16 protein-coding genes are annotated in these 15,930 nt (G+C 45.3%); 6 read left to right on the top strand and 10 right to left on the bottom strand.

Annotated features, from left to right (window positions below; translation table 11 throughout):
* Positions 1 to 9: 9 nt before the first annotated feature.
* On the bottom strand, positions 10 to 588 hold the full coding sequence (locus KFE98_03435) for a Smr/MutS family protein (GenBank protein ID UTW63222.1): 579 nt from the start codon (positions 586 to 588) through the stop codon (positions 10 to 12).
* 19 nt (positions 589 to 607) lie between these two features.
* Between KFE98_03435 and KFE98_03430 the strand changes: the two genes are divergently transcribed.
* Positions 608 to 1,180 carry an NUDIX hydrolase gene (locus KFE98_03430; GenBank protein UTW63221.1) on the top strand — a complete coding sequence of 191 codons (573 nt, stop codon included), beginning with the start codon at positions 608 to 610 and terminating at the stop codon, positions 1,178 to 1,180.
* A gap of 255 nt (positions 1,181 to 1,435) precedes the next feature.
* Here KFE98_03430 and KFE98_03425 read toward each other — a convergent pair whose 3' ends face one another.
* On the bottom strand, positions 1,436 to 1,585 hold the full coding sequence (locus tag KFE98_03425) for a hypothetical protein (protein ID UTW63220.1): 150 nt from the start codon (positions 1,583 to 1,585) through the stop codon (positions 1,436 to 1,438).
* Between the two features lie 102 nt (positions 1,586 to 1,687).
* Here KFE98_03425 and yaaA point away from each other — a divergent pair, with 102 nt between their 5' ends.
* From yaaA to KFE98_03410, 3 genes are all read left to right on the top strand, one after another.
* Positions 1,688 to 2,461: a peroxide stress protein YaaA gene (yaaA, locus tag KFE98_03420; GenBank protein ID UTW63219.1), complete on the top strand. Its 774-nt coding sequence runs from the start codon at positions 1,688 to 1,690 to the stop codon at positions 2,459 to 2,461.
* 93 nt (positions 2,462 to 2,554) lie between these two features.
* Positions 2,555 to 3,178, top strand: a complete 624-nt coding sequence (locus KFE98_03415) for a thioredoxin family protein (protein UTW63218.1) — start codon at positions 2,555 to 2,557, stop codon at positions 3,176 to 3,178.
* Positions 3,179 to 3,375: 197 nt separating this feature from the next.
* Complete coding sequence (locus KFE98_03410; protein ID UTW63217.1) at positions 3,376 to 4,611, top strand: outer membrane beta-barrel protein; 1,236 nt, start codon at positions 3,376 to 3,378, stop codon at positions 4,609 to 4,611.
* 17 nt (positions 4,612 to 4,628) lie between these two features.
* Here the strand turns inward: KFE98_03410 and KFE98_03405 are convergent, their stop codons facing one another.
* From KFE98_03405 to KFE98_03385, 5 genes are read right to left on the bottom strand one after another with little or no spacing between them, the layout of a single operon-like run.
* Entirely contained in the window at positions 4,629 to 5,393 is a 765-nt protein-coding gene (locus KFE98_03405; GenBank protein UTW63216.1) for a TerC family protein, read from the bottom strand.
* Positions 5,394 to 5,412: 19 nt separating this feature from the next.
* Entirely contained in the window at positions 5,413 to 5,745 is a 333-nt protein-coding gene (locus tag KFE98_03400) for a YbaB/EbfC family nucleoid-associated protein (protein UTW63215.1), read from the bottom strand.
* A 6-nt stretch (positions 5,746 to 5,751) separates the two neighbouring features.
* Positions 5,752 to 7,887 (bottom strand): methylmalonyl-CoA mutase, encoded by a 2,136-nt coding sequence (gene scpA / locus KFE98_03395; GenBank protein ID UTW63214.1) that lies wholly within the window; start codon positions 7,885 to 7,887, stop codon positions 5,752 to 5,754.
* Positions 7,884 to 9,323 (bottom strand): methylmalonyl-CoA mutase subunit beta, encoded by a 1,440-nt coding sequence (locus KFE98_03390; protein UTW63213.1) that lies wholly within the window; start codon positions 9,321 to 9,323, stop codon positions 7,884 to 7,886. Before KFE98_03390 ends, scpA begins: the two co-directional genes overlap by 4 nt.
* 55 nt (positions 9,324 to 9,378) lie before the next feature.
* Positions 9,379 to 9,693 (bottom strand): septum formation initiator family protein, encoded by a 315-nt coding sequence (locus KFE98_03385; protein UTW63212.1) that lies wholly within the window; start codon positions 9,691 to 9,693, stop codon positions 9,379 to 9,381.
* Between the two features lie 136 nt (positions 9,694 to 9,829).
* Here KFE98_03385 and KFE98_03380 point away from each other — a divergent pair, with 136 nt between their 5' ends.
* Complete coding sequence (locus KFE98_03380) at positions 9,830 to 10,462, top strand: Crp/Fnr family transcriptional regulator (GenBank protein ID UTW64630.1); 633 nt, start codon at positions 9,830 to 9,832, stop codon at positions 10,460 to 10,462.
* A 53-nt stretch (positions 10,463 to 10,515) separates the two neighbouring features.
* Here the strand turns inward: KFE98_03380 and KFE98_03375 are convergent, their stop codons facing one another.
* Together KFE98_03375 and KFE98_03370 are read right to left on the bottom strand one after the other, a co-directional pair.
* On the bottom strand, positions 10,516 to 12,561 hold the full coding sequence (locus KFE98_03375; protein UTW63211.1) for a T9SS type A sorting domain-containing protein: 2,046 nt from the start codon (positions 12,559 to 12,561) through the stop codon (positions 10,516 to 10,518).
* Between the two features lie 75 nt (positions 12,562 to 12,636).
* Entirely contained in the window at positions 12,637 to 13,287 is a 651-nt protein-coding gene (locus KFE98_03370) for a hypothetical protein (protein ID UTW63210.1), read from the bottom strand.
* Between the two features lie 405 nt (positions 13,288 to 13,692).
* Here KFE98_03370 and KFE98_03365 point away from each other — a divergent pair, with 405 nt between their 5' ends.
* Positions 13,693 to 13,908: a DUF2892 domain-containing protein gene (locus KFE98_03365; protein ID UTW63209.1), complete on the top strand. Its 216-nt coding sequence runs from the start codon at positions 13,693 to 13,695 to the stop codon at positions 13,906 to 13,908.
* 366 nt (positions 13,909 to 14,274) lie between these two features.
* Here the strand turns inward: KFE98_03365 and pruA are convergent, their stop codons facing one another.
* Positions 14,275 to 15,900: an L-glutamate gamma-semialdehyde dehydrogenase gene (gene pruA / locus KFE98_03360; protein UTW63208.1), complete on the bottom strand. Its 1,626-nt coding sequence runs from the start codon at positions 15,898 to 15,900 to the stop codon at positions 14,275 to 14,277.
* Between the last annotated feature and the right edge of the window lie 30 nt (positions 15,901 to 15,930).

Genomic DNA, 15,930 nt, shown 5'->3' with positions numbered 1-15,930 from the left:
TAGTTAGTTTTATCTACCAGCTAAGAGCTCCACTTCAGTGGCTCCGGTTCCGTATTCCTTCCTCGAAGCGTCGTGATAGGGTAGTTCGTAGCTTTGGATGATTTTATGTACTTCGGTTTTTAGCACCCCTTTACCCACACCATGGATAAAGACAATACGAGGTTCTCGTTTTCGGATGGATTCTTCGAGGCAATTGACGGTGTAGTCAAGTTGATATTGGAGCATTTCGCCGGGCATCATGTGGCTGTGAGACACCAGCAGATCATGAATGTGTAGATCAAATTCAAGAATGCCTTTGGAATTGCGCCGACCGCTAACCGATCCTAATTCTTCAATCCGTTCCTCGCGGCTTATCGGCTTGGGCAGCTTAATGTCATCAAGTTTGGTTGAAATCCGTCCATCGGTATGGGCCAGGTAATCTTCTAATAGTTGTCGATCAGATTGTGTAACAACCACCAGTTTGGCGGGCGAATATTCAAATTCGAAACCATCGGAATCGATGTAAATCTTTTTTTTGCCCAATCGGGTTACAATACCCGAAACGGCCTCATCGATTACTTTAACTTTATCGCCCACCGAAAATTGCATGGCGCAAAATTACACAGACATGGAGAAATTGCCGACTTATTCTAACCCTTGGCAAACATTATCTACCGAAGAAATTTATGACAACCCCTGGATTAGGGTCCGAGAGCACCAGGTAATTCACCCTGGAGGTACCCCTGGAATCTATGGAGTAGTGGACTTTAAGAACCTGGCAATTGGGGTGATCCCGATTGACGATGAGGGCTACACCTGGTTGGTTGGACAATATCGATATCCGCATGAAGCCTATACGTGGGAGATTCCTGAAGGTGGCGGGCCAATGGATCAAACGCCGCTGGAATCGGCCAAAAGGGAATTGCGCGAAGAAACGGGAATTGTAGCTGAGCACTGGGAAGAAATATTGCAAATGGACTTGAGTAATTCTGCCACCTCAGAAAGGGCCTATCTTTTTATAGCCAAGGGACTAAGCTTTCACGAGTCTAACCCAGAAGATTCGGAAGACTTAAAGGTAATAAGGGTACACGTGGATGAATTGATCGAGCGAGTGCTCTCCGGAGAATTAAGGGATAGCTTAACCGTGGCTGCTACGTTAAAGTTGTATTGGATGCGGCAGAATGGAAAGGTTGGGACTTGAATTCTGAATGTTGGCGCTCACTTTTACGGATTCATTCGGATTTGAAATCCGAATGTAGGGAGATTGCGGATTACTCACTTCGTTCATGAGGTCGCAAGCTCAGTTTTAAATCCGCAGCTCGAACTTTCGGATAGCATATCCGAAAGAGAGGGTCCGAATGAGGGAATCGAAATCAAAAAAGGGCCACTCGTTCCGATCAGCATGGAGATCGTTACAAATGGCCCATCACTTGACTACAGTGCTTACTCTTTAGATCTAGGATACAGAGATAATTTCCAGTTGTGGGTATTTCTCTTTCCAGAATGCCAGCGCCTCCATATCTTTTAAGGTGATGACAGTTCGGTGATCTAAGCGAACCTTGATGTTGTTCGCTATCTCTTTTATTTGTTTGACTTTCTTTTTCATGATATCTCGAATGTTTTTGATTCAGTCTTTGTAATATTAGACGTTGTAGGAGGGGAAAATGTTTTTCTTTGATTGTTAATTAATACAAACGGAAAATAGTTTATGATCACAGTAATCTCACCGGCCAAATCACTTGACTTTGAATCACCTGCCCCAAATGTGGGATTCACAGAGCCTGCTCTGATTGACCAATCCGAAAGGGTTATGCAGTCGCTTCGGAAGAAGAGCGTGAATAAATTGATGCAAATGCAGGATATCAGTCGCAATTTGGCTGAGTTGAACTATGGTCGAAACCAAGTTTGGTCGATGGATAATACGGAGGCCAATTCACGTCAGGCGGTGAGTGCTTTTCAAGGGGATGTATACCAGGGATTATGTGCCTGGGATTTTTCCGAAGAAGAGTATCAATTTGCCCAAGATCATTTACGCATATTGTCTGGCCTTTATGGAATATTGCGCCCCTTAGACCGAATTCAACCTTATCGTCTTGAAATGGGAACCGGTTTACGGACTACCCGTGGAAAGAACCTCTATGAATTCTGGAAAATGAGAATTACAGATGAGGTAAATGCCTTACTTCAGGAACAAGAGGTTCCAGTATTGATTAACCTGGCTTCCGACGAATATTTCAAATCCATTAAGCCCAAGAAAGTCAACGGTACCATTATCCAGCCTGTCTTTATGGATAAGAAGAATGGGAAGTTCAAGATCATTTCCTTCTTCGCCAAAAAAGCCCGTGGACTTATGTCAAGGTACTTGATTCAAAACCGAATCGATGAACCTGAATACCTTAAAGGATTCGATTTTGAGGGGTACGGATACAATGCTGAGCTTTCTCAAGACCATAAATGGGTCTTTACACGGGACCAGGAATAGGTTGTTTTCCTGACAAAAATCATGTCTCCTCTGCATCAAAAGTGACATTTCATTTGTTAGACCTAGGCGAACTTTGTAGCCTAATTGAGAACTATGAAAAGTTTTTTTGCTGAGAAATGGAACCAGGGTGTTGATTACAACACTTTCCTGGAACAAATGAAGGGATGGGTAGATACACAATCCACTTCAGGACCGGTTCAAAACGAGGCCTTAGCTGCCTTCACGAAGCTTAACTACAGCCGTTTGAAAAAATGGAACCGCATTACAAAAATCAATGAGGAGACCACTTCGTTTTTTCAATCCCAGCAAGGCGAGTATAAATGGCTAATGATCATCGAAGCGTGGTGTGGAGATGTCGCTCAAAATATTGCAACGATTAACCAGTTGGCTGAGCTTGGTGGTATTCCATTTAAGATGATTTACCGCGATGAGCACCTCGATTTAATGGATCAGTTTTTAACCAATGGTGGGCGCGCCATTCCTAAGTTGATCTTGTTCGACGGGGATTTGGAAAATGTATTGGCAGAGTGGGGTCCAAGACCCGCCAATGCCCAGCAATTGATGATCGATTATAAGGCCAATCCGGAAGCTTATTCGGGAGACGTTAAGGAAGATATTCACCGCTGGTATGCCGTGAATAAACAGCAAGATCTTCAAAGGGAGATTATGACCTTGATGAAAAACGTCAAACAATCTGCAGATATTCCCGTTAACTGAATCGGAGCGGTCGAAAGAACGTCGAACCTCAAAGGACTATTATCCTTATCTTTGATAGGTTAAAATTTACAATTCCTTAAGGTGTGGCCAAGGGCTAAATAAGCTTTCTGCCGTATCTTGCGGAGCATTTTATTTCAGGGGTTTTCTTGGCTTCAGATTCAATACATAAAAATTCTTCCAAATGGGGCTTTTGGGCCTTGGCGGCTGGGCTGGTTACCGTTCAGATTGCAGTCTCTTTGTTTTACCTGGATTACCATGGAAAAAGCAGTTGGGAAGCAAGGAAGGATTTTATGCGGGATTACCACCGAAATCTTCAAGGTAAAATCAAGCAAGCACTTTCCGATCATCAGCTCGATGAAAGCTATTCAAGAGCCCATCAGGAAAATACTTCCAACCTCATTGCCAGTTTATCAGAAGCTTCTGGTCTGACACAAGAGCCGCAGAGATATTCTTCCGATCAGATGGCTCAGGTAGGAGCCGTTCAACAATATCTTGCTCAAGCTTCTTCTTCTGAGCAAGGGACCAACTGGTCGCCGGAGATGACCGAGGTTGAATCTTCTTCCAATGAGTTAGCTTCTTTACCCGCTAAGCCATTTAGTGGTTTTGCTCAAAGTGGATTGACCTCTTCCTTGAGTGGTTTCAACCCTTTTGAGAAATCCGATTACCCAGATCCAGTGGCTAAAAGAAGTCAGTGGTTTGTGGGCGGAAGTGTTGCCTTTGATTCCTGGGTGGATCATCCGCACTACGCCAGTTTGGTTCAGAAAGAGAGTTTTCATTTTCATAAAAACCTCGACAAGTCCTCAGCCCGTTCGATTACTTATTTGCCAACTACCGGCTTTGCCGTTGGAGTTCAAGGAGGTTTGCAGCTGGGACGAAATTTTGAAGTGGAAACAGGAATTCATTACCACCGTTGGACAGGTGTTTCAACTACGGTGGTGGAAAACGTATTTCGTAATGAAATAACCCATACCGAGTGGGTAGAGGTGAATGGAGGTAGTGATCCTTCCAGCGATCCAACATCTTCTTATTCGCCCAGAAAAAGCACTCAAACATTATACTCCCAAAGAGACGATACGGTTCGTACCGAGTTCTCTCAGAGTTTTGTGGAAATTCCTCTTATTCTTCGTTACGGCTTTGGTAATGGCAATTGGAAGCTTTATTTCTCCACTGGATTGTCAGCCAATTTGGTTAATCGCCACAAGTTGAATTTGTATAGCCACGATCAAGAGAGAAGCATGAACAAAACTGTGGTTTCTCCCATTGGACAGGTTAATGCACTTTTGGGGGCAAATCTGGATTACGAACTATCTCCAGGAGTTAAGTTGAGATTGGAACCTCAATTGCGTTATGGCCTACGTTCATTCGATTCCACTCTAAACAAGCAGACAACCCACTTCATGGGTATTCGTGCCGGTTTAATCTACCGCTTCTAAAAGCTGCGCTCAGTTTTCTATTGAGTCTTATTAGGATCTTTCCACTTCCTCTTGAGGGCAACCTTTTCCCGGCTTCTTTTTCGAATCTGCATATTCATCACCTCAACAATTAGGGAGAAGAATACCGCAAAATAGATGTATCCCTTGGGGACATGAACTCCACCTGCATCCAGAACCAGCATAAAACCGATAAGGATCAAAAAGGACAAGGCCAGTACCTCCAGCGTCGGGTGCTTGCTGATAAAGTTGCCAATCTTTCCGGCGAACGTCATCATAATGATCAGAGCAATAACCACCGCAGTAATCATAATGGCAATTTGTTGAGTAAGCCCAACAGCTGTCAGAATGGAGTCAAAAGAAAATATGATATCCATGGCCACTACCTGAAGGATTACCGAAGGCACCGATACCGCTTTGCCCGAACTTTCCGTGCTTTCGTGTTCAATGCCTTCCATTTTGTGGTGAATTTCACTGGTACTCTTAGCAATCAGAAAGAGGCCACCTGCAAGTAGGATCAAATCCCGCCCGCTCACAGCATGATCGAATACGGCAAATAGAGGTTCTGAAAACCCAATGATCCAGGTAATACCAAAGAGCAATCCAATACGGAAGAACAAGGCCAGAAATAGACCTGTATTCCGTGTTCGTGCCCGCTTCTCTTCAGGAAGTTTGTTGGCTAATATGGATATGAAAATGATATTGTCTACCCCCAGCACAATTTCGAGAAAGGTGAGGGTAAGCAAGGCAATGTAAGTGTCCGGGTTGGAAAGTAGTTCGAGCATTGGTTTTTAAGGAATAAGTCTATTTGAACAAGTCCTTCATTCCGGGCATTCCGGGAATGTTGGGCATGGCGTCTTGGGCCACAGCAGCCATTTCTGCTTCGTACACGTTTTTGGCTTTTTGCAAAGCCTTATTCGTAGCATTGATCACGTGATCGGCCAGTTCTTCCGGATCCATTTCGCGAATTTCATCCGAAAATTGCACGTCTTTAATCTCGCTATTGGCTGTAGAAATAACCGTTACTATACTTTGCGATTTACCTTCCACGTAAACCGTGTTCATGCGTTGTTTGGTTTCCTCAGCTTTTGCTTTGGCCTCTTCCAACTTCTCTTTAAATCCTCCTAATCCAAACATGTCTTCTTATTTATACGCTTCAATCAACAATTCAAGAATTTCTTTAGCCGCCAAAGGAATTCGAGTTCCAGGGCCAAATACACCGGCTACTCCGGCTTCAAAAAGGTGGTCGTAGTCAGGGGGAGGAATCACTCCTCCGGCAATGACCAAAATATCCTCTCGTCCGTGTTTTTTCAGTTCATCAATCACCTGAGGAACCAGGGTTTTGTGTCCGCCAGCCAAACTGGATACTCCCAGAATGTGTACGTCATTTTCAAGAGCCTGACGAGCGGCTTCTTCAGGAGTTTGGAAAAGAGGTCCAATGTCCACATCAAATCCGATATCGGCAAAAGAGGTGGCAATTACCTTAGCTCCACGATCGTGTCCATCCTGACCCATTTTAGCAACCATGATTCGAGGTCGACGACCATCTAATTCGGCAAATTCATCCGCCTTATTTCGAGCTTCTATAAAATCTTTGTCTTGCATGGCTTCGGCATAATAAACTCCAGATACGGACTGAGTAACGGCTTTGTATCGACCAAAGGAAACCTCCATAGCGTCAGATATTTCACCCAGAGAAGCACGCTCACGAGCACAGATAACGGCTTGAGCGAGCAAGTTGCCCTCTCCGGTTTCTGCCATTCGGGTCAATTCCTTCAAGGCGGCTTGAACCGCTTCTTCATTTCTTTCGGCCCGCATTTTTTCCAACCGCTCCACTTGAGACTGACGCACTTTGGTGTTGTCTACCTCCAGAATGTCAATGTCTGATTGTTCCTCGGTTTGGTATTGATTCACTCCCACAATTACGTCTTGGCGGGAGTCGATACGAGCTTGTTTGCGGGCAGCTGCCTCCTCAATTCTGAGCTTGGGTAGTCCTGTTTCGATGGCTTTGGCCATTCCGCCCAGCCCTTCAATTTCCTGAATGTGTTCCCAGGCTTTTTGGACCAAATCCTGAGTCAAGGACTCCACATAAGCCGATCCAGCCCACGGATCGATTGTACGGCAAATGCCGGTTTCCTTTTGTAGGTAAATCTGAGTATTTCGTGCAATTCTTGCTGAGAAATCAGTAGGCAGTGCAATCGCCTCATCCAGTGCGTTGGTATGCAAAGATTGTGTTCCTCCCAATCCTGCAGCCATAGCTTCAATAGCCGTACGACCCACGTTGTTAAAGGGATCCTGTTCTGTCAAACTCCAACCCGAAGTTTGGCAATGTGTTCTCAGAGCCATCGACTTTGGGTTCTCAGGGTTGAACTGTTTGATCAACTTTGCCCAAAGCATACGAGCAGCGCGCATTTTGGCAATTTCCATAAAGTGGTTCATGCCAATTGCCCAGAAAAAGGAAAGACGAGGAGCAAAGTCATCGATCTTCAACCCGGCTGCGATTCCGGATCTTACATATTCTAATCCATCGGCCAGGGTATAGGCCAGCTCAATATCACAGGTGGCGCCCGCTTCTTGCATGTGGTAACCCGAAATACTTATCGAGTTAAACCGCGGCATGTGCTGGGAGGTGTACTTAAAAATATCGGAGATGATGCGCATCGATGGGGCTGGTGGATAGATGTAGGTGTTGCGCACCATAAATTCTTTCAAAATATCGTTTTGGATGGTTCCCGAAAGTTGCTCGGGAGAAACACCTTGCTCTTCTGCCGTAACTATGTAAAAAGCCATAATCGGAATAACAGCTCCGTTCATGGTCATCGATACAGACATTTTATCCAGGGGAATCTGATCGAAGAGGATCTTCATATCCAAAACCGAGTCAATGGCTACACCGGCCATTCCTACATCTCCCACAACACGGGGGTGGTCAGAATCGTATCCTCGGTGCGTGGCCAGGTCGAAGGCTACAGAAAGCCCTTTTTGCCCGGCTGCCAGGTTTCGGCGGTAAAAAGCATTGGATTCTTCAGCTGTACTAAATCCGGCGTACTGACGGATGGTCCAGGGACGTGAAGCGTACATGCTGGAATAAGGACCTCTCAGGTATGGGGCTAATCCGGCAACGAAACCAGTGTGTTCCACCTTTTCCAAATCCGATTCGTCGTACCGGCTTTTTACTGCAATTCCTTCCGGAGTATTCCAGTTCTCGTTCTTTCCTTCTGGCGATTGTTGGGCGTCCTGATCCGTCCAATCGATTTGGCTAAAATCCTTTCTAATCATTCCGCACTGTTTAATTCATCCGACAATCGTTGCATTTCTTTTTCTCCCACCAATCGAATGGACTGGAGCGGGGTAAAGGCTGGCTCTATAGGTTCATCTGTGAATTCAGTCTCCTGAATCTCATCAATCATCTTTTCCTGATCGTTGGGGTAGAGGTTTACTCCTAATACGGGCCATTCATCACTGTCGGCTTTAGCGATCTTTTCCTGGGCCTGGGTGTGGATTTTTTCCTGCAATTGCCCCGATTCAATCAGGGAGATGATTCCTCCCTGAGCTTCCATTTCTTGAAATTGTTTCCAGGCTTCTTGGGCCAGTTCGCGGGTCAAGTGTTCCAGGTAGTAGGATCCTGATGCGGGATCGGTTACCTTACCCAGGTGAGCTTCTTCCTGCATAAGCAGTTGTGTGTTCCGGGCAATTCTTCGGGCAAAATGATCGCCTTCTTTCCAGGCGGTATTAAAGGGTAGAATTCGCAGTAAATCAGCGCCACCTAAGATGGCAGACATAGCCTGTGTGGTTCCACGAAGCATGTTGTTGTAGGGATCGTACACTGTACTGAAAAATTGCGAAGTAACGGCCTGTATATGTCCTGTAAAAGCTTTTGGATCATAGGCTTGAACCAATCGGTTCCAAAGCATTCTCATGGCTCTAAACTTGGCCAACTCTTTGAAGTAGTCCGTTCCGCTGGCCAGTCGTATCGAAATGTGATTGGCGGCTTGAGACGCTTCCAATCCAGATTCTGTAAGCACCAACAAATATTCATGGCAGGTAGCTAAGGATGCAGCTAATTCGGTAGCCGCATCGGCACCAGCGTTGTGGTATAATTCTCCCCTTACGGTGGCCACCCGAAGTTTAGGGAAAGTGGTAATCAAGGAATCTTCGGTTTCCAGGATACTCACCAGGTCTTGTCCGGAACTCTGTTGCCAGTTTCCATTTTCAAGGGCTACTCCAATGGGGTCGTTTTCCAAATGCATGGAAAATTGTTCCCGAGCTTCAGCTGGAAGTACCGCCTGGAGGTGCTCACCTAATTGAAGTGATTTTTGGGGAGCCGCAAAGCCTAAATGAACGTATTGCGGCAGAATGTCTTTTAAGGCGCCTTCCCAGTCCGATTTCTTTTCGCTGGAGAACGCAAAGGTGATGCTATTCGCTCCATGAGAAAGGGCATCCAAAGCCTGGCGATTGGCTTCTTCCGGATTACCTTCTTGCACCTGAATTTGTTCATTGATCATCCAGGGAGTGATCGAATCGCGTTCCGGAATATTCGGCTGGGTCCAATCCTTTCGATCAGAGGCGTGCCAGACCGGATCAAGCTGATCTCCTTCCAGGTCTTGATGTTGTAATGATTCGTAGGGTTTTCCTTTGAGGTCTTTTTGAATTTTCGCTACCCAATCTTCTTTGGATACGGGTGGAAATTCATGAAAGAAACGGTCCTTATTCATAGAGCATTTTCTGGAGCTCCAAAAGTAAATAATTGGCGGGTAATCGAGGCTTAGCCTATTCCTCTTCGACGATTACGAAGATTTCCTCGTTGTCCATTTTCATTAGGTACTTTTCCCGGGCGAATTTTTCGAGGTTTTCATCGTTGGTCAACAGATCGTTAAGATCTTCCCGGGTTTCTTCAATTTGTACCTTAAAGTAGGCTTTGTTGTCTTCCAGTTCTTCAAGCTCCATACGCAACTGAGCCTGGCTGATGAGGTCGTTTTGATCAAAAAACAACATGTAGAAGAAAAAGATCACCGCCGTCAGGGTATATTTATTCCTGATCCAACGCGGGCATTTGTTCCACAATTCTTTGACCTTTTTGATCATGGTTACAAAACTACCCAGGGTGGAGGAAAAATCGACCGATGGTTGAATGAGTTTTCCAACACTGCCGGGTTAACAAGGATGAATTTACCAGCATAGCACCGTCGGATTTGATACTTTTACGTTTTTGCGACGACGTATGATACCCTTTGAAAAGACCCTATCGTTTCTCGGCCCGGATTTGATTGATCAACTAAAAGACAAGGCGGTTATTCAAGAGTTCCCGGCTGAAACAGAAATCTTAAGAGAGAGCCAATATGTGAAGGTGCTGCCCATTGTACTGGAAGGTTTAGTCAAGGTGTTTTCCAGGTTTGATGATCGGGAGTTGCTGCTCTACTACATCGAGCCGGCTCAGAGCTGCGTCATGTCTTTTTCGGCCAGCTTAAAAAATGAACCCAGCCGGGTTTTTGCAGTAACCGAAGAGCCAACTAAATTACTCTTGCTTCCCGTAGATGTGTTGCCGGGTTGGTTGAAGAGCTATCCTTCCCTCAATCAATTGTTCTATGAGCAATACAACTTGCGGTATGCTGAATTGCTGGATACTATTCACCATGTCCTTTTCCACAAAATGGATCAGCGGCTTTACGATTATTTGCTGGCCAAGTCCAAAGTGACCGGACAGGATGTTTTAAAAATGTCGCATGTGCAAATGGCTCAAGAATTGGGTACTGCTCGGGAGGTAATTACCCGGGTAATTAAAAAACTGGAATCGGAGGGAAAGGTGAGCCAGTCCAAACAAGGAATTGCTGTTCATCTTGTTTCTAACCCATAAAAAAAGGCGCCCCCAATCGAGAGCGCCTTTTCCGCTGAGTTATCTAATTAAGCTTATTGACGGGCAATTCCCACTTGTTGAATCACAACCCCTTGTTGGGTGATGATGTGAACAACATGGAAACTGGTCTCAGTCTCAATGATAACAGGATACTGCTGTTGTCCTTCCAAAGCCTCCAGGATTTGGATCAGAATGCCGTTGCTTGAATAGATTTCAATCCGCTCCAGATCGGTACCGTCATAGTCGATTGTATAGGTAGTAGCCGCCGGATTTGGGAAGATACTCACCCGATCTTCGAGTTCAATCGGTTCGTAGGAAACGGGTTCTTCCAGTTCGTAATCAAAGTACTCAAACTCTCCATCGTCCAATTCTTGGGGAAGATCTTCTTCGAGTTGTAGCACTTCACCTTCGTAGGCGTTCACGTCTTCTCCGATAGATGGAGCGGTTTTATAAGCCCCTTCACTTCTTCCGCATTCAGGTTCACAACCTCCCACGTGGGCCAGAAAGTGACTCCGTGCCTCGGCGTGAAATCCAGGTTTTAAAATGACTCGGGTTCCAGCATCAAACTCTACATAAGTGTTGGGCTGAATCTCTACATTTTGAGAAGCCGTGATGCTTCCGGACGTTACATAAACTCCATTGTATCGACGTGGTGCGGTTCCCGCATAGTTTAGGAAAGTCACGTTGGCACTGGTGTGCAAATCATGGGCATTGGTGAAATTGTAATTGGGCACACAAGGATCAAACCCGCTCATGGATTTGATGTAGTGCTTGTAAGAACCGCTGTGGTCTCCGTTCGGATTCAAAATCCAGGATAAACCGTAGTGGTGCCAGCTGCGGTGGAAGCGACCGTAGTACTTTTTCTCGCAGGCTTTGTCTTCCTGTCCACCTGACAATTGACCAATCAATTGTTTGTTGCCCTGGAATAAAGGAGATCCTGAAGAGCCACCTTCTAGACCTCCCTGGTCGATCTTTACACGCCAGGTGTATCTCCAGTCGCCGCCAATTTTTACGTAGCGCTTCCGAAGTTTTTTGTTGAAGGTCATCATCTTTTTAATGTCTCCATTCGGATGGTGAATTCCAGCTCCCCAAGTAGGGTTGTCGTTCGATCCGGAGAACTCGTCGTTGGTCCAGCCGGCATAGAAAACGTTGTAGTCCTTGGGAATGTCATCCGTTAATCGAAGAATGGCATAGTCCGATTTGTGGTTGTCATTCAAAAGCACAGAACCCGAAACGGTTTCGGTGATGGGGCCATTGATGTTGTTGCAATTAGGGCTTTCGTAATTGAACATGTAAATAGTCAGCTCGTTTCGAATTCCATCATCAATACAATGATGTGCAGTAAGTGCGTACGGAAATCCATCGGCGCGTTCATTGGTAACCAATGCTCCCGAGCAAATCCAGGTATCCCCATTGTTGTCGGTCATACACATTTTGAAAACCGATCTTTTCTCATCGCACCAGTAGCTGTATTGAGGACAGTTTACGTTCTCAGGACGAATACATCCCAGGGAACTGTTCAAGGAACCCCAACCGGGCACGCCAACCACATCATCTTTAAAGATATAGCCCAGTCTTTCCAGGGATACTTTAGGGGCATTACCCGTGAGCTTCAGGTAAATTCGATCGCTTGAAATTGGGATAAAACCCAAGGCATACACGCCCTTATCCTGGTTGTGACGGAAATTGAAGGTTTTCACAAATTCACTTTCCGTACCATTTCCGGTTACAATCGAAAGTTGATCAGACCCTTGCAGATCAAACTCTTCAAAATAGAGGATGACCACTGAATAGAGTTCGGGATTTTCCAAATCGATGGCCAAAAGGCGATAGCTTTCACCGGTTTGTTCGTCGAACTGAACTTCGTAGTTATCAAAATTGAAAGCCAGATCCACCGAAGATCCTACCAGAGGTTTGGAGGCATCTTGAACGATTCGTTGGCGGAAGGCATCTACGTCTTGTGCAGGCACTTGAAAAGCCCGTTGAGGAGCCAGTCGTTCCGTTTGTTGGACCAATGCCTGATTCGCATTGGATTGAGCCTGGATATCCATCCAGAATAGGCTGCTAACGAATAGCAGCAGAAGTAATTTCGCTTTCATGGTTTTAGGTGTTTGTTAAGAAATGAATGATGGCCAATGGATCTCGGCCATAAGTCAGGATCTAAAACCTGGATATTACTTCTGGTTCTTTTTCAACTCATCAATTTGCTCTTGAAGCTGAAGAATGTAAAGAGTAAGCTCTTCGATTTTTTCCATTTGCAGGCGAACCATTTCACCTACTTCCATTCCTTCTCCAACTTCTTCGGCGGAAGGAACATTGGGTAGGTGCTGGTTTTCATCGATGTAAGTGCGCAAGTCAGACAAGGTCATCAATTCGTACTTGTCTTCAAACACATAGTCAGGAAACTGATTGGCTAACAATACTTCAACTTCGGTTGCGAATACTTTTCCATTTCCCATTACGCGGAACGTTTCAAAGTGATTACCTGGGGTGGCTGTATTTCTAACTACAATGGCCTTTAAATTATCGGAGCTGGCATTCTTTTGAAGCATACCATCCGTTTTGAAAGACAAAGAGTTGTTCCAATCCCAGCTTCCTGAAATTTTGTGGGCAAAAATCAAGGCGTCTGCATTGGGTACCCAGTTTTGAGTGTGGATGATGTGCTTCTGAGTTCCGCCCAGAATAATTCCACCACCGCGGATATCCAAATCAGCTTGAGGGCTGGTCGTTCCGATTCCAACATTACCCGAAGACGGAAAAGTGTTTTGAGCATAAGAGAAGTTGAATGCCGCAAGAGCAATAGCAAAGGTTAATAGGGTTTTCATAAGTAATAAGATTGTAAGGGTTAAAAATTGAATTGTTTTCGTTTAGGTTTTTGATGTTAAGGGTATCTCAAATCTAGCGAAATCGGGCACCAGATAAACCAACCAAAATCAGCTGCTGAAAGGATTTATCCCCGCAGTAAATAATCCATTTCCAGCGACCTGAATTACTTTCCTCAGGACTCCATTTTTATTCCCTACCCGTTTTTTGAATCCGATTTTTTTGAGGTTCTAATGACTGGTGGTGACCGCGGTCACTGCACAGCCCTTCTGGGCCCCATAGCTTTGTTTCATGTTCCAAAAAAAGGTCACCCGGTTTTTGTTCGCTTGCTTTACTTGCCTGGCGTTAGTTACCCTGATGACTTTTTTAGGACATCAATTGTGGACTAATAGTTAAACCGAATAAGAATGAAAAAGAATATGGGAACAGCAGATCGAGTGATCCGGGTGATCATCGCTGCAGTAGCCGCTGTCTTGTACTTTATGGAGTTGGTGCCGCCTATGGTAGGTATCGTATTGATGGTTTTGGGTGGAGTATTTCTGCTAACGAGCTTGGTTAGTTTTTGCCCCTTGTATACCCTTTTTGGAATCAAAACCTGTTCTGTAGCTCCTCAGAAAAAATAGGGCGTCAAAAGTTTAAGTAGGGAGAGAGATCAGATACTTGATATCTGATAACCCCGATGGGTGAAGCGGCCTCGGCAAGAAGGCCGCTTTTTTTTGGCCCAAACTATTCCGATTTCCACTTTAGCTGAGAATTCATACCTTTAATCATCAATTAACAAAGGCATAGTCTATGTCATACCTTGGATCGAGCGATGGAGATGACCTTTCGGAAGTCTCTTTTCCAAAATGACAATGAAAAGAATTGAATCAACAGTTGGTTCTACTGATATGGCTTGTTGCGGGGAGTGGGAACACCCACCTTCAATCAGCATTAAACAAAAAAGCCCCGAAATTAGATCGGGGCTTTTTTTATTCAGTTATATCAACTTATCCTAAGAAAGGGTAGCGGTAATCTGTTGGAGGAACAAAGGTCTCCTTGATCGTTCTTGGAGATACCCAACGAAGCAGGTTCATGTAAGCTCCCGCTTTGTCATTGGTTCCAGATCCACGAGCTCCACCGAAAGGCTGTTGTCCAACTACAGCTCCGGTAGGCTTGTCATTAATGTAGAAGTTACCAGCAGCATTAACCAGCTTTTTGGTAGCCAAATCAATCGCGTAACGATCCGTAGCCATAATAGCTCCGGTCAAAGCGTATTCAGAAGTGTTGTCCAACACGTCCAAAGTAGCTTCAAAGTCAGCATCTTCGTAAGTGTAAATGGTTACCACTGGACCAAAGATCTCTTCACACATGGTTCTGAACTTTGGGTTATCAGTAACTACTACAGTGGGTTCAATAAAGTACCCTGTAGATTTATCGTAACCACCACCAGCAACGATTTCAGCGTCATCCGCAGCTTTAATGTAGTCGATGTACCCGCTGATTTTGTCAAAGGCACGCTCATCGATCACGGCGTTCACGAAGTTGCTAAAGTCATCTGGGGTTCCCATTTTAAAGGAATTTACATCCTGCTTAACTCGCTCAATTACATCAGCGGCCAAAGATTTTGGCAGGTAAACACGAGATGCAGCAGAACATTTTTGCCCTTGGAATTCGAATGCTCCACGAGAGATAGCGGTAGCTACTTCAGCAACAGGAGCTGATGGGTGAACCATGATGAAGTCTTTACCACCAGTTTCACCTACGATACGTGGGTAAGAGCGGTAAGTTTCCAGGTTGTTTCCGATTTCCTTCCAAAGGTGACGGAATACTCCGGTAGATCCGGTAAAGTGAAGGCCTGCAAAATCGCGGTGTTTAAATACGATATCGCCAGCGGTAGGACCGTCTACAGTAACCATATTGATTACTCCAGCTGGAAGTCCAGCAGCTTCGAAAAGCTCCATAATTACCTGAGCAGAGTAGATCTGGCTATCAGCAGGCTTCCATACCACAGTGTTACCCATCATGGCAGGAGCTGCAGGCAAGTTTGCAGCAATGGAAGTAAAGTTAAATGGAGTGATGGCAAATACGAATCCTTCCAACGGACGGTACTCCAAGCGGTTCCACATGCCCGGTTGAGACTCAGGTTGCTCAGCATACACTTGTTGCATATACAAAGCGTTGAACTTAAAGAAGTCGATCAACTCACAGGCCGCGTCGATCTCGGCTTGCATGGCATTTTTCGACTGAGCCAACATCGTGGCAGCATTCATTCTATCGCGGAAAGGTCCGGCCAAAAGGTCAGCAGCCTTAAGGAAAATCGCAGCACGGTGTTCCCATGATAGGGCAGCCCATTCTTCGCGAGCAGCCAAAGCAGCATCAATGGCTTTTTCAACGTGGCTGGCATCACCCATATTCGCCGTTCCCAACGTGTGAGCGTGCTCATGAGGAGGGCTAAGGGTCAATTTATTATCGGTATATACTTTTTCAGATCCAATGTACATGGGCACATCTACCTGGCTGTTGTACAGCTCCTGGTAAGTGGCCAACAATGATTCTTTCTCAGGCGAACCTGGAGCATAACCCTTTACCGGCTCGTTGTCGGGGAAGGGGATGTTGTAAATTCCTTTTGGCATCTTCTTTCGATTTAAATATGCTTGTAAAAA

Source organism: bacterium SCSIO 12741 (assembly GCA_024398055.1).
GTDB lineage: Bacteria > Bacteroidota > Bacteroidia > Flavobacteriales_G > Salibacteraceae > SCSIO-12741.
Note: the sequence above shows the minus strand (reverse complement) of the source record. Positions and strands in the feature narration are given on the sequence as shown.

What these genes read in the sequence shown, in the direction of transcription:
- KFE98_03435 (UTW63222.1), bottom strand. Translation starts at nt 588, where the DNA reads ATGCAATTTTCGGTGGGCGATAAAGTTAAAGTAATCGATGAGGCCGTT.
- KFE98_03430 (UTW63221.1), top strand. Translation starts at nt 608, where the DNA reads ATGGAGAAATTGCCGACTTATTCTAACCCTTGGCAAACATTATCTACC.
- KFE98_03425 (UTW63220.1), bottom strand. Translation starts at nt 1,585, where the DNA reads ATGAAAAAGAAAGTCAAACAAATAAAAGAGATAGCGAACAACATCAAG.
- yaaA (UTW63219.1), top strand. Translation starts at nt 1,688, where the DNA reads ATGATCACAGTAATCTCACCGGCCAAATCACTTGACTTTGAATCACCT.
- KFE98_03415 (UTW63218.1), top strand. Translation starts at nt 2,555, where the DNA reads ATGAAAAGTTTTTTTGCTGAGAAATGGAACCAGGGTGTTGATTACAAC.
- KFE98_03405 (UTW63216.1), bottom strand. Translation starts at nt 5,393, where the DNA reads ATGCTCGAACTACTTTCCAACCCGGACACTTACATTGCCTTGCTTACC.
- KFE98_03400 (UTW63215.1), bottom strand. Translation starts at nt 5,745, where the DNA reads ATGTTTGGATTAGGAGGATTTAAAGAGAAGTTGGAAGAGGCCAAAGCA.
- scpA (UTW63214.1), bottom strand. Translation starts at nt 7,887, where the DNA reads ATGATTAGAAAGGATTTTAGCCAAATCGATTGGACGGATCAGGACGCC.
- KFE98_03390 (UTW63213.1), bottom strand. Translation starts at nt 9,323, where the DNA reads ATGAATAAGGACCGTTTCTTTCATGAATTTCCACCCGTATCCAAAGAA.
- KFE98_03385 (UTW63212.1), bottom strand. Translation starts at nt 9,693, where the DNA reads ATGATCAAAAAGGTCAAAGAATTGTGGAACAAATGCCCGCGTTGGATC.
- KFE98_03380 (UTW64630.1), top strand. Translation starts at nt 9,830, where the DNA reads ATGATACCCTTTGAAAAGACCCTATCGTTTCTCGGCCCGGATTTGATT.
- KFE98_03375 (UTW63211.1), bottom strand. Translation starts at nt 12,561, where the DNA reads ATGAAAGCGAAATTACTTCTGCTGCTATTCGTTAGCAGCCTATTCTGG.
- KFE98_03370 (UTW63210.1), bottom strand. Translation starts at nt 13,287, where the DNA reads ATGAAAACCCTATTAACCTTTGCTATTGCTCTTGCGGCATTCAACTTC.
- KFE98_03365 (UTW63209.1), top strand. Translation starts at nt 13,693, where the DNA reads ATGAAAAAGAATATGGGAACAGCAGATCGAGTGATCCGGGTGATCATC.
- pruA (UTW63208.1), bottom strand. Translation starts at nt 15,900, where the DNA reads ATGCCAAAAGGAATTTACAACATCCCCTTCCCCGACAACGAGCCGGTA.